The organism is Mesorhizobium sp. P160219 (assembly GCF_057786095.1).
This window is the reverse complement of the sequence record NZ_JBYNWG010000001.1, coordinates 56,055-67,981: the sequence shown is the minus strand read 5'-3', so window position 1 is coordinate 67,981 and position 11,927 is coordinate 56,055. Positions and strand designations below refer to the sequence as shown.

General features: G+C 63.4%; 13 protein-coding genes. 4 read left to right on the top strand and 9 right to left on the bottom strand.

Annotation, left to right across the window (positions count from 1 at the left end; genetic code table 11):
- Positions 1-39 precede the first annotated feature (39 nt).
- A complete protein-coding gene (locus AC3EMP_RS00335) occupies positions 40-1,047 on the bottom strand; it encodes an iron ABC transporter substrate-binding protein (RefSeq protein ID WP_352713333.1) in 1,008 nt (335 codons plus the stop codon).
- A gap of 204 nt (positions 1,048-1,251) precedes the next feature.
- Between AC3EMP_RS00335 and AC3EMP_RS00330 the strand changes: the two genes are divergently transcribed.
- The 3 genes from AC3EMP_RS00330 (at position 1,252) to AC3EMP_RS00320 (ending at position 4,580) form a co-directional block, all read left to right on the top strand.
- Positions 1,252-1,803: a sigma-70 family RNA polymerase sigma factor gene (locus AC3EMP_RS00330; protein WP_023671665.1), complete on the top strand. Its 552-nt coding sequence runs from the start codon at positions 1,252-1,254 to the stop codon at positions 1,801-1,803.
- Between the two features lies 1 nt (position 1,804).
- On the top strand, positions 1,805-2,443 hold the full coding sequence (locus AC3EMP_RS00325) for an NrsF family protein (protein WP_023671666.1): 639 nt from the start codon (positions 1,805-1,807) through the stop codon (positions 2,441-2,443).
- 202 nt (positions 2,444-2,645) lie between these two features.
- A complete protein-coding gene (locus tag AC3EMP_RS00320) occupies positions 2,646-4,580 on the top strand; it encodes a PAS domain S-box protein (protein ID WP_050587141.1) in 1,935 nt (644 codons plus the stop codon).
- 27 nt (positions 4,581-4,607) lie between these two features.
- Here the strand turns inward: AC3EMP_RS00320 and AC3EMP_RS00315 are convergent, their stop codons facing one another.
- The 7 genes from AC3EMP_RS00315 to AC3EMP_RS00285 all read right to left on the bottom strand — a co-directional run bounded on the left by AC3EMP_RS00315 (position 4,608) and on the right by AC3EMP_RS00285 (position 10,036).
- Positions 4,608-5,486, bottom strand: coding sequence for a 3-hydroxybutyryl-CoA dehydrogenase (locus tag AC3EMP_RS00315; RefSeq protein WP_023671668.1), 879 nt, complete (start codon positions 5,484-5,486; stop codon positions 4,608-4,610).
- A 120-nt stretch (positions 5,487-5,606) separates the two neighbouring features.
- Positions 5,607-6,536 (bottom strand): electron transfer flavoprotein subunit alpha/FixB family protein, encoded by a 930-nt coding sequence (locus tag AC3EMP_RS00310; RefSeq protein WP_023737457.1) that lies wholly within the window; start codon positions 6,534-6,536, stop codon positions 5,607-5,609.
- A gap of 20 nt (positions 6,537-6,556) precedes the next feature.
- On the bottom strand, positions 6,557-7,306 hold the full coding sequence (locus AC3EMP_RS00305) for an electron transfer flavoprotein subunit beta/FixA family protein (protein WP_023737458.1): 750 nt from the start codon (positions 7,304-7,306) through the stop codon (positions 6,557-6,559).
- A 216-nt stretch (positions 7,307-7,522) separates the two neighbouring features.
- Entirely contained in the window at positions 7,523-8,323 is an 801-nt protein-coding gene (locus AC3EMP_RS00300; protein ID WP_023737459.1) for a rhomboid family intramembrane serine protease, read from the bottom strand.
- A 29-nt stretch (positions 8,324-8,352) separates the two neighbouring features.
- Complete coding sequence (locus AC3EMP_RS00295; RefSeq protein WP_023671672.1) at positions 8,353-8,934, bottom strand: cob(I)yrinic acid a,c-diamide adenosyltransferase; 582 nt, start codon at positions 8,932-8,934, stop codon at positions 8,353-8,355.
- A 19-nt stretch (positions 8,935-8,953) separates the two neighbouring features.
- Complete coding sequence (locus AC3EMP_RS00290) at positions 8,954-9,145, bottom strand: twin transmembrane helix small protein (RefSeq protein ID WP_023671673.1); 192 nt, start codon at positions 9,143-9,145, stop codon at positions 8,954-8,956.
- Between the two features lie 24 nt (positions 9,146-9,169).
- Positions 9,170-10,036: an SDR family oxidoreductase gene (locus AC3EMP_RS00285; RefSeq protein ID WP_023671674.1), complete on the bottom strand. Its 867-nt coding sequence runs from the start codon at positions 10,034-10,036 to the stop codon at positions 9,170-9,172.
- A gap of 60 nt (positions 10,037-10,096) precedes the next feature.
- On the opposite strand from AC3EMP_RS00285, the gene AC3EMP_RS00280 reads away from it, so the two are divergent.
- Positions 10,097-10,948 (top strand): YihY/virulence factor BrkB family protein, encoded by an 852-nt coding sequence (locus AC3EMP_RS00280; protein ID WP_023671675.1) that lies wholly within the window; start codon positions 10,097-10,099, stop codon positions 10,946-10,948.
- On the opposite strand, the gene AC3EMP_RS00275 is transcribed toward AC3EMP_RS00280, so the two are convergent.
- Positions 10,945-11,820, bottom strand: a complete 876-nt coding sequence (locus AC3EMP_RS00275) for a DMT family transporter (protein WP_023671676.1) — start codon at positions 11,818-11,820, stop codon at positions 10,945-10,947. The genes AC3EMP_RS00280 and AC3EMP_RS00275 overlap by 4 nt on opposite strands.
- Positions 11,821-11,927 lie beyond the last annotated feature (107 nt).

The following is an 11,927-nucleotide window of genomic DNA, read 5'->3' as shown; positions in this document are numbered from 1 at the left end:
GCAGGAGCGCAATCGTTGCCCTTTTAGGACGAACCCAGCCTAAAGCAAGCCGGCTGCCGTCATCAGGTCCGTCACCTTTTGGGAGTTCAGTGTCGCCGGATCGACCTTCGGCGCCTGCAGGTCGGCCAGCGGCACCAGCTTGGGATTGGACTGCGCGTCCTTGCCGATAGCGTATTCGAAGGACGTGCCGGTCTTCAGCACGTCCTGGCCGCCTTTCCCGGTCACCCATTTGAGGAACGCCTGGGCTTCCTTCGGGTGTTTGCTCGAGGCGAGCACGCCGCCGCCGGAGATCGAGACGAAAGCGCCGGGATCCTGGTTCTTGAAATAATGCAGTTCGACGTTCTTGCTGTTTTCGCCGGTCTTTGCCTGATCGCCGAAATAGTAATAGTGGTAGATGATTCCGCCTTCGATCTCGCCGGCATTGACCGCCTTCATCACCGTGCCGTTGCCCTTGTAGGCGGTGAAATTCTCCTTCATGGCCTTCAGCCAGTCGGCGGTTGCGGCTTCGCCCTTGAGCTCGAGCAGCGCGCTGACGATGGCCTGAAAATCGGCGCCGGAAGGCGAGGCTGCCCAGCGGCCTTTCCAGGCGGGATCGGCGAGATCGAGCATCGATTTGGGCAGCTTTTCGGCCGTGAGCTTGGTCTTGTTGTAGGCAAAGACGGTGCTGCGCGCCGCGACACCCACCCATTTGCCGCTGCTCGGCTGGAATTCGGCCGGGACTTGCGCCAGCGTGTCGGCGTCGACCGGCGCGAAAAGGCCCGCCGCTTCGACCAGGGTCATCGCCGGCGAGTTTTCGGTCAGGAACACGTCGGCCGGCGAAGAAGCGCCCTCGGCGACGATCTGGTTGGAGAAATCGCTGTCGCCGCCATTGCGCAGCGTGACCTTGATGCCGGTTTCCTTGGTGAAACCTTCGACCCATTCCTTGGCCAGGCTCTCATGCTGGGCGTTGTAGACGATGATGCCTGCATCCGCGGCCATCGCCGGCCCGGCGATCATGCTCACGGCCAGCGCTGTGGCCCCCGCTAGGGTGGAGAGCGTGTATCTCATGGCGTCATCCTCAATCTCGGTGGTTCTGGTTTCGCAGGCTGCACCTATCGATACCTGACAGCAGTAGTCAACATTGCTCGGCTGCTTCAATCGGTCGCCGCTCCCGCAAACTTTCGTGATTTTGCGGCACTTTGGCTTGGACATTATTTCGCCGGACACGTAACAAATCGGTGCCGAGGCGCGAAGATCGGGGAGTGAACTCTTGTGAGCGGCAAGGATGAGGCCGAGCTTTCCCGGCTGATGCGGGCCGCGATCGCGGGAGATGAAAGGGCCTACGCCGACTTTTTGCACCGGATCGCCGCGCTGGTTCGCGGCTTTGCGAGGCGCAAGATCGTACAGGGCGGGGTCGATCCCGAGGATGTCGTGCAGGAAACCTTGCTGGCCATTCATGTGAAACGGCATACCTGGCGCCAGGACGCGCCGGTGTTGCCATGGATCTATGCGATAGCCCGCTTCAAGCTGATCGATGCTTTCCGGCGGCGCGGACGGCGCATCGAAATCGAGATCGACGAGATCGCCGAGACCTTTGCCGAGCCGGAAACCGAGACCGTCAGCGAACGCGACATCAACCGGGCGCTGGACGGACTGCCGGCTGCGCAGCGCTCCGTCGTTTCTTCGATCTCGGTCGACGGCCGCTCCATCGGCGAGACGGCGGCCAGGCTCGGCGTCAGCGAGACGGCGGTGCGGGTGTCGCTGCATCGCGGGCTTGCCGCGATCGCCAAGCGATTTGGGCAGGGGCGCTTCGGGCGGCAGTGACATGAGGACGGAGGATCTCATCAAGGCACTCGACGCCGACACAAGCAGCAAGGCGATGCCGCTGCGCTCGGCCTGGTTGATGGCGGCGGCAGCCGCGGCGGTGATCGCGGCTCTGGTCTTCTTTCTCACCATCGGCCCGCGTCCCGACATCATGACCGCCATGCACACGATGCGGTTCCTGGCGAAGTTCGTGTTCACCATCGTGCTAGCCGTCACCGCCTTTGGCCTGGTCCGGGCGTTGTCGACGCCGGGCGCTTCGACGGCAAGAGCCGCGGCCTGGATGCTGGCGGCGCCGCTGCTGGTGGCCGTGGCGGTGGCTCTCGAACTGTTCATGGTGCCGGAGCCGATGTGGAGCACGCGCATGGTCGGCTCCAACATGATGATCTGCATGGGCTTCATCCCGCTGATCGGAATCGGCCCGCTTGCCGTCTTCCTGTGGATGCTGCGCTATGGCGCGCCGACGCGGCCGGTGTTGGCCGGGGCGGTCGCGGGACTGCTCGCCGGCGGCCTGGCGGCAACCTTCTACGCCGCGCACTGCTTCGACGATTCGCCGCTTTTCGTCGCCACCTGGTACACGCTCGCCATCGCCGTCCTCGCCGGTCTGGGCGCGCTCGGGGGACGGTTCTTCGTGCGCTGGTGACCGGGCGGTTCAAGATCGCCCAATAATCACCGATCCTTAATCATGCCGGCAATTGTTTGCGGGTTCACCGTGTTGCCGGTGGCTCCGGCGCAACCTTTCCTTAAAATCGATCATCCAGTGTTTTTTGCAGAAATGTGTTGCGCATGGGGTGGCATGCACAGTGATGCGACGAGAGCGAAAAAGCCTGCGGGCTGACAGTCACGTGGCTTTGGTGCTTGCGGCCGGAGGGCTTTGCGCTGCCGTGGTCGCGCTCCTGCTGTCGCGGCTCGATGTCAGCGCCGAAGTGCTGAAACTCTGCCTGCAGATATCGGTGCCGGTCGCCGCCGTTGCGCTGATTCTCGCCGCCCTGTTCATTTACCGGATACTGGACGACCGCCGGCAGATCGCCGAAAGCGAGCAGCGTTTCCGCCGCGCCATGGAGGATTCGGCGATCGGCATCGCCATTGTCGGCCTCGACGGCCGCATCCATGAAACCAACCCGGCCTTCGCCGCCATGCTCGGCTATAGCAAGCAGGAGATCGAGGCGCTGACCTTCTTTCAGATCACCCATCCCGACGATGTGCAGATCGGCCGTGAGACGATGGACGGCATGCGGGCGGGCACCGTCAACGCCTTCCACTTCGAAAAGCGCTACCTCAGGAAGGACGGCACGCCGGTATGGGCCCATCTTGCCGGTTCCGTCATTCGCGACGAGAAGAGCGGGAGCCCGCTCTACCTGGTCTCCCAGATCGAGGATATCGATGCGCGCAAGCAATCCGAGGCGCGCATAGCCGAAGCCGAAACGCGCTGGAATTTTGCCCTGGCCAGCGCCGGACAAGGCGTCTGGGATCTTGATATGCGGAAGGGCGGCACCACCTACTCCGCCACCTGGGTGAAGATGCTGGGCTATGCCGATGGCGAACTGGACGGCGACCCCGACCGCTGGCTGGCGATGATCCACCCCGACGATCGCGAAAACGTCGCCGAAGCCGATCGTGCCCATTTGGAGGGCAGGACACCGTTCTTCGAAGCCGAGTTCCGGATGCGCCACAAGGATGGCCACTGGGTCTGGATCCTCGACCGCGGCAAGACGCTCGAACGCGACAAGGACGGACGGCTGGTCAGGGCCATCGGCAGCCTGACCGATATCACCCAGCGCAAGCAAACCGAGGAAAGCCTCATCGTATCGGCGGCAATGCTGGCCGACGAGAAGGAGCGGCTGAGGGTGACGCTGCAGTCGATCGGCGACGCCGTCATCTGCACCGATGCCGCCAACCGCATCACCTTCATGAACCCGGTCGCCGAAAAGCTCACCGGCGTTGTTGGCGCGGAGGCGCTCGGCAAGACGCTTGGCCATGTCTACTGGGCGGTGGACGAAGAAACCGGGCAAAGGATCGGCATGACGCGGCCGGCGCTCGGCAGCGCCAGCCCTGCCGACCAGAACAGTCGCGCCGTCCTCATCCGTCGCGACGACACACGCTGCAGCATCCGCCAGGTGGTGTCGCCGATCATGAACGACCGCCAGGAGTTCTGCGGTCTTGTCATCGTCTTCCAGGACTTCACCGATGCGCGCGCCTTGCAGCGCCAGCTCGCCTATGCCGCCGCGCATGATGCGCTGACCGGCCTTGCCAACCGTTCGAGCTTTATCCGCACCATGGAGGAACTGGTCGACCGGAGCCGCAAGGCCGGCACAGCCAGGTCGGCGGGCGAACATCATTTCATGTTCATCGATCTGGACCATTTCAAGCTGGTCAACGACACTGGCGGGCACGCCGCCGGCGACGCCTTGCTGAAGCGGGTTGCCGAGGCCATTCGCGGTGCGCTTGGGCCGGAGGATATCGTGGCCCGCCTCGGCGGCGACGAATTCGCGGTCATCCTGAAAGCCGGGCCGAGCGCCGGCGCCAGGATTGCCGCACGCTCTGTCATCGACGCCATCCGCGGCCTGCAGTTCAGCTGGGACGGCCGGCCGCATGCGATCGATGCCAGCATCGGGCTGGCGCCAATCCACAGCAACAGCGGTGAAGTCGACGAGATCATCGCCCGGGCCGATGCTGCCTGCTATGCGGCCAAGGCCGCCGGCCGCGGCTGTGTTTCCGTGGCGCCTGACGATACCGGGTCAAGAGGCCAAGCAGAGCCGCCGCTTGCAGCGGCGTCCTGAGGTAGCACGGAACTTTCGGTCTGGTGGTTAGCGCGTCGGAACCGGATGCTCGCCGCGATAATCGTAGAAGCCGCGCCCGGTCTTGCGGCCGAGCCAGCCGGCCTCGACATATTTCACCAGCAGCGGGCAGGGGCGATATTTCGAATCCGACAGGCCGTCATGCAGCACCTGCATGATCGACAGGCAGGTGTCGAGGCCGATGAAATCGGCGAGCTGCAGCGGTCCCATCGGATGGTTGGCGCCGAGCCGCATGGCGGTGTCGATGGCATCGACCGAGCCGACCCCCTCATAGAGCGTGTAGATCGCCTCGTTGATCATCGGCAATAGAATGCGGTTGACGATGAAGGCCGGAAAATCTTCAGAGACGGTGATCGTCTTGTCGAGCTGTTTCACATAGGCCTTGGCCGCCTCGAAGGTCTGATCCTCGGTAGCGATGCCGCGCACCAGTTCGACCAGCTTCATCAGCGGCACGGGGTTCATGAAATGTATGCCGATGAAACGCTCGGGACGGTCGGTCTGCGCCGCAAGCCGGGTGATCGAAATCGACGAGGTGTTGGTCGCCAGAATGGCTTCCGGGTTGAGCTGGGGACAGAGCTGCGCGTAAATCTTGCGCTTGACCGTCTCGTCCTCGGTCGCCGCCTCGATAACCAGATCGGCACCGGCGAGATCAGCCATGGTGGGGGCTGCGGAAATGCGCGCCATCGCTTCGTTACGCAGCTTTTCCTCAAGCTTGCCGGAGCCGACCTGACGGGCCATGTTGCCGCTGACCGTGGCAATGCCCTTCTCGATACGGTCGGGCGAGACGTCGTAGATCAGCACCTTGAAACCCGAAAGTGCTGATACATGCGCGATGCCGCCGCCCATCTGGCCGGCGCCGATGATGCCGATCGTCTCGATCTTGGCCATTTGCAGCGATCCCGTCGAAAAGGCCTTTGCGGCCTGCTTTTTGTGCAGTGCAAACTAAAAGGGTGGGGTAGCTTCGTCTACCCCACCCTTTCACAATTTAATACGCTTTGGCAGAGAGCGTCAAAGCGCCTTTTGCAGTTCCGGCAGGATGACGAACAGGTCGCCGACGAGGCCATAATCGGCAACCTGGAAGATCGGCGCCTCCTCGTCCTTGTTGATGGCGACGATGACCTTCGAATCCTTCATGCCGGCAAGGTGCTGGATGGCGCCGGAAATGCCGACGGCAATATAGAGGTCCGGCGCCACGACCTTGCCGGTTTGGCCGACCTGCCAGTCATTCGGGGCGTAGCCGGCGTCGACGGCAGCGCGCGAGGCGCCGACGGCTGCACCGAGCTTGTCGGCGACCGGCAGAATGACTTCCTGGAACTTTTCCGAGGAGCCGAGCGCGCGGCCGCCCGAAATGATGATCTTGGCCGAGGTCAGTTCCGGACGGTCGGTTTCCGACAGCCTGTTCTCGACGAAGGTGGACAGGCCCGGATTGGACGCGGCCTTGACCGTCTCGACAGCTGCCGAGCCGCCCTCGGGGGCAGCCTGGAAGGAGGCGGTGCGCACGGTGATGACCTTCTTGGCGTCGCTCGACTGCACCGTCTGGATGGCGTTGCCGGCATAGATCGGCCGTTTGAACGTGTCTGGTGAAACCACTTCGATGATCTCGGAGACTTGCGCGACATCGAGCAGGGCCGCCACGCGCGGCGCGACATTCTTGCCCGACGAGGTCGCCGGCGCGATTATGGTGTCGTAGGCGCCGGCCAGCGAGACAACGAGTGCGGCGAGCGGTTCGGCGAGGCGCTCGGCCAGTTCGTCGGCCTCGGCCAGCAGCACCTTGCTCACGCCCTCGAGCTTGGCGGCGGCGTCGGCCGCGCCCTTGGCGCCTTTGCCGGCGACCAGCACATGCACGTCCGAACCGATCTGCAGCGCCGCCGAGAGCGCCTTGGCGGTCTGGTCGGAAAGAGTTGCGTTGTCGTGTTCTGCGATGAGGAGAATGGTCATTTTATCTGTTCCTTCCAGTCTCAGAGCACGCCGGCTTCGTTCTTCAGCTTGTCGACCAGTTCGGCGACGCTCTTGACCTTCACGCCCGCCTTGCGGCCGCTGGGCTCCTCGGTCTTGAGCACCTTCAGGCGCGGCTTGACGTCGGCGCCGTAATCGGCCGGGCTCTTTTCGTCGAGCGGCTTCTTCTTGGCCTTCATGATGTTGGGCAGCGAGGCATAGCGCGGCTGGTTGAGACGAAGGTCGGCGGTGATGATCGCCGGCATTTTCAGCTCTACCGTCTGCAGGCCGCCGTCGACTTCGCGCGTCACCTTGGCCTTGTCGCCGTCGATCACGACCTTGGAGGCGAAAGTGCCCTGTGCCCAGCCGAGCAGGGCGGCCAGCATCTGGCCGGTCTGGTTCGAGTCATCATCGATCGCCTGCTTGCCCAGGATCACGAGACCGGGCTGCTCGGCGTCGACGACGCCCTTCAGCACCTTGGCGACGCCGAGCGGCTCGGTCTGTTCGTCTGTCTTGACCAGGATGGCGCGGTCGGCGCCCATGGCGAGCGCGGTGCGGAGCGTTTCCTGCGCCTGCTGCGGGCCGATCGACACGACGATGATCTCTTCGGCCTTGCCGGCTTCCTTCAGCCGGAGCGCCTCTTCCACCGCGATCTCGTCGAACGGGTTCATCGCCATCTTGACGTTGGCGAGTTCAACCGCCGAACCATCAGCCTTGACGCGAACCTTGACGTTCGCATCCACAACCCGCTTCACGGGCACAAGGATCTTCATTTGCCTGTCACCTCTCCTGAGATATCCGGGCGCGCTATAGCAGCGTGCGCCTCCGCAGAGTTGTCGAAAGCCGACATTCCTGACTGAATTGCGGCCAAACGGAATTCTGGCCGGACGGAATTCTTGTCTTCTGCCGCCTAGCGGTGGCGCTCTCCGTAGTTGTGGAGACGCAACACGTCAATATGCCACGGCAGCGGCCAAACCGCTCAAATCGGTTCAGTTGTGACCGGAAGCGCCACCTCGGCCCCAACGCGTCTCAGGTTGCACGGGAGCGGGACCGGCTGGCGCCGGCCCAGTAGAAGCGGCTGGCTGATCGGCGGGTTCCGGCTCGCCGTCGTCACCGGCGAGCAGCGGCACGCCGCGGCTGCGCATGATGAGCACCAGCACGCCACCGGCAATGATGCCGCCAATATGGCAGGCCCAGGATATCTGGTTTTCGCCGCCGGCGGCAAACATCACCACTTGGAAGCCGATCCACAGGATCAGCGGGATGAAGGCCGGGATACGCAGCGGAATGCGGGCAAAGACCAGCACCCACACTTTCACCCGGGGGTAGAGGACCAGATAGGCGGCGACGACGCCGGCAATGGCGCCGGAGGCGCCGATCAGCGGCACCTCCGAACTCCAGGCGACGAGCCCTTGGAAGAAGGCGCCGGCGATGGCGCAAAGCAGGTAGAAGATAAGGTAGCGGATGTGGCCGAGTGCGTCCTCGACATTATCGCCGAACACCCACAGGAACAGCATGTTGCCGCCGAGATGAAAGATATCGGCATGCAGGAAGGCATAGGTGAGGTAACTCAGGCTCTCCGGAATGACGACGAATTGGGGCGAGAGTTCTGCCGTGTCGTGGACAACCGAAGGGATGAAGCCGAGGCCGAGCACGGCGGCGTTGTTGAAATTTTCGCCGCCGATCGTGGTGATGAGAAAGACCAACACGTTGGCCGCGATCAGGCCGATCGTCACATATTGCAGCCGGATGTGGCGCAACCTGTTGGAGTCGTAAAGCGGGATGAACATGCCCCAAGCCCTTTCCCGCCTTCGAAAATTCAGCGGTTCTTGCCGGGCACCCATAACACGTCGGCATTTCCGTTGTCATTGACCGCACGAGCGGCGACGAACAGAAAGTCCGAGACGCGGTTTATGTATTTCAGCCCCTCGCGATTGACATGTTCGGCCGGGTCCTGCGCCAGTGCCACCATGATCCGCTCGGCCCGTCGCGCCACGGTGCGGGCAAGATGAAGTGCTGCCGCCGCCGGCGTGCCGCCATTGAGCACGAAGGATTTGAGCGGCTGCAGATCCTTGTTGAGAAGGTCGATATCCTTTTCGACGCGGTCGGTCTGCGAGGCGATGATGCGCAGCGGTTCGTAGCCAAGCGGCTTGCCGTCGTCGGGCACGGCGAGATCGGCGCCGAGGTCGAACAAATCGTTCTGGATGCGGGACAGCATGGCGTCGATGGCGGGATAACTTGCCGCTGTGTGCAGGCGGGCGATGCCGATGCAGGCATTGGCTTCATCGACGGTGCCGTAGGCATCGACGCGCAGGTCGGATTTCAGCCTGCGTTCACCGGTGCCGAGGCCAGTGGTGCCGTCATCGCCGGTGCGGGTGTAGATCTTGTTGAGCTTGACCACGTCGCCTCCCGAACGGCCGTCACTTGCGGGTGAAGTACACCACCAGCAGGATCAGTGCCAACGCCAGCGCCTGCAACAGCACGCGCGCCTGCATCAGCTTGTTCGAGCTCACACCGGAGCCGCCGCGCATCATGTTGATGAGGCCGCGGACAAGCACGATCACCACGGCGACCATGACGAGGACGAGGAGGACTTTGATGACGGTTGCCATGATCTGTTCCCAGTTCTGTTGCGGTCAGGCGCGTCTGGCCAGAACGCGGTAGAGCATCGATGCCGGCAGGATGCGCTTGAGCATCACGCCGATCCTGGCCGGCACTGTTACCACATAGTGCGGGCGCGGGCGCCGCGACAGAAGTGCATGGCGCAAGGCCGCATAGACCACCTCCGGCCCCTTTTTCAGCCGTGATGAGCTGCCGCCGGCCCGAAGCCGCGCCAGCTGCGTGGCATAGGCGAGGTGGTGGACGGAATTCTCGTGGTCGATGTTTTTCAGGAACCAGAACAGCCCGTTGCTGGCGATTTTCGAGGTCACCGGCCCCGGTTCGATCAGCGAGACATGGATGCCGCTGCCCCTGAGTTCCTGCTGCATGCACAGCATCAGGCCTTCGAGCGCGTGCTTGGAGGCTGAGTAGGCGCCGCGAAAAGGCACCGGCGCTAGCCCAAGGATCGAGGAACAATGAACGAGGCGGCCATGTCCCTGGCGACGCATTACCGGTACGATGCGTCGGGTGAGGTCGTGCCAGCCGAAGAAATTGGCCTCGAACTGCTCGCGCAATGCCGCAACCGGCAGGTCTTCCACGGCGCCGGGCTGTGCATGGGCGCCGTTGTTGAACAGGGCGTCGAGGCGTCCGCCTGTCCGCTCCAGCACCGAGCCCACAAGGGCTTCGATAGAGTCCGGCTCACGGTAATCGAGGTAAAACGCCTCGATGCCGTCTGCTTCGAGTGAGGCTATGTCTTCAGGCTTGCGCGCCGTTGCAAGCACCCGCCAGCCATCCGCCTTCAGCGCACGGGCGCAGTGGGCGCCTATCCCGGACGAGGCGCCGGTGACGATGATGGTGCGCAACTCTTTGGCAGGCGGCGTCGTGGTTTGAGCAAGGGTTGCCATTTGCCACAATCCCTTCCCATATTCGCGGCGTCGAGACAATCGAAGGGAACGCGGCTCTTGATGCGGAATATCGTCGTGCTGCGCCGCGTGCTCTATGACGCGCTTGGCCATTTCAACACCGATGACGGCTGGGCCATGGCCAGCCATCTGGCGATCACTTCGCTGATGGCGCTGTTCCCGTTCCTGATCTTCGCCACCACGCTGGCGAGCTTCCTCGGCGCGCAGGCGTTCGCCGATACTGCCGTGCACCTGGTCTTCGACACCTGGCCCGAACAGATCGCGAAGCCTATCGCGCGCGAAGTGCTCAACGTGCTGACCGTGCGGCGCACCGATCTTTTGACCTACGGCGTGCTGCTGGCGGCCTATTTCGCCTCCAACGGCATCGAGGCGCTGCGCACCTCGCTCAACCGCGCCTACCGCGTCGCCGAAACGCGCGGCATCATCTACCGCCGGGTGCAGAGCATTTTCTTCGTGCTGATCGCGACGGCCGGTTTCCTGGCGATCAGCGTGCTCCTGGTCTTTGCGCCCTTGCTGGCGCGGCTGGCGGAAGCTCATTTCGAGTGGATCAAACCCTATACGGGCACGATCACGCTGTGGCGTTACGTCATCGCCTCAACCGTCATCATTGGTGGCTTGTTTGCCGTCCACTATTGGCTGCCGGCGGGCAAGCGCCGCTTTGTCTCGCTGGTGCCTGGCATCATTTTCACTCTGGCTGCGTGGCTTGTCGGCTCGACGATGTTCGCGACCTACCTCGACCATTTCTCGTCCTATGTGACGACCTATGCCGGCCTCGCCTCGATCATGATCGCCGTGGTTTTCCTCTATATGCTGTCGGCGATCTTCATCCTCGGCGGCGAACTCAATGCAGCGATCAGCCGCTTTCTCGAAGCGCGCGCGCGTGTCGGCAGCTAGGTTTTGGCTGGCCGAGCCGTGGCCAGCCCGACGCCGAGCGTCGCGATTGCCATGCCGACGATCTGCACGAGGCTGAGCCGTTCGCCGAACAGCGCCCAGGCGATGACAGCGGTGACGGCCGGCACCAGGTAGAACAGCGACGCGACCTTCGACATCTCGCCGTCGCGGATCATCACCATCAGCAAGAAGATGGCGCCGATCGACAGCACCAGGACCAGCCAGGCCATGGCGAAGATCAGTTCGCCGTTGATGATCACCGTGTGGGTCTCAAGGGCCAGCGAAGCCAGGATCATCAGCGAGCCGCCGCCGATATATTGCCACATCGTCGCCGCCACCAGGTCGCCACCCGAGGCATAGCGCTTCTGCCAGATGGTCCCGGCGCTCATGCCCAGCACCGAGACCAGCGACGCCGCCAGCGTTTCGGGCGTAACGCCGCCGCCGAGAGCGCCGAGCTTTGGCCACAGCACGATGATCACCCCCACAAGGCCGACGGCAAGGCCGGCCCAGTGGCGCGGCAGGATGGCCTCGCCGAGGAACCGGCCGGCAAGCACGGCCGTGATCAGTGGCTGCAGGCCGACGATCAGCGCCGAAAGCCCGGCGGGCATGCCCCTGTGGATCGCCCAGAACACCGCGCCGAGATAGATGCCATGCATGAGGATGCCGGAGACCGTGGCGTGAAGCGCTTCTGCCCTTGTGGCTCGCTTCGAGCCAAGCACGAGCATCAGGCCGGCGAGCAGCAAGGCGGCGATGACAAAGCGGGCCGCCAGAAAGGTGAAGGGCTCGGCCCAGGGCATGGCGTAGCGCGCGCCGATGAAACCTGTCGCCCACAGGACGACAAACGAGGCGGGGATGAACCGCTTGAGACTGTGCATTTTCGGGGAAGCCGTTTCCGGTGGAGAGGTCCGATTCGGTGAAGAGACAAATACGGCAATTGCTCTAATGCGGTTCAATCCGGCAAGCAAAGCGAAACAATTGGTAC

Coding starts and splice junctions, on each gene's coding strand:
- AC3EMP_RS00325 (WP_023671666.1), top strand. CDS start 1,805: ATGAGGACGGAGGATCTCATCAAGGCACTCGACGCCGACACAAGCAGC.
- AC3EMP_RS00280 (WP_023671675.1), top strand. CDS start 10,097: ATGCGGAATATCGTCGTGCTGCGCCGCGTGCTCTATGACGCGCTTGGC.
- AC3EMP_RS00290 (WP_023671673.1), bottom strand. CDS start 9,145: ATGGCAACCGTCATCAAAGTCCTCCTCGTCCTCGTCATGGTCGCCGTG.
- AC3EMP_RS00335 (WP_352713333.1), bottom strand. CDS start 1,047: ATGAGATACACGCTCTCCACCCTAGCGGGGGCCACAGCGCTGGCCGTG.
- AC3EMP_RS00275 (WP_023671676.1), bottom strand. CDS start 11,820: ATGCACAGTCTCAAGCGGTTCATCCCCGCCTCGTTTGTCGTCCTGTGG.
- AC3EMP_RS00285 (WP_023671674.1), bottom strand. CDS start 10,036: ATGGCAACCCTTGCTCAAACCACGACGCCGCCTGCCAAAGAGTTGCGC.
- AC3EMP_RS00315 (WP_023671668.1), bottom strand. CDS start 5,486: ATGGCCAAGATCGAGACGATCGGCATCATCGGCGCCGGCCAGATGGGC.
- AC3EMP_RS00305 (WP_023737458.1), bottom strand. CDS start 7,306: ATGAAGATCCTTGTGCCCGTGAAGCGGGTTGTGGATGCGAACGTCAAG.
- AC3EMP_RS00310 (WP_023737457.1), bottom strand. CDS start 6,536: ATGACCATTCTCCTCATCGCAGAACACGACAACGCAACTCTTTCCGAC.
- AC3EMP_RS00300 (WP_023737459.1), bottom strand. CDS start 8,323: ATGTTCATCCCGCTTTACGACTCCAACAGGTTGCGCCACATCCGGCTG.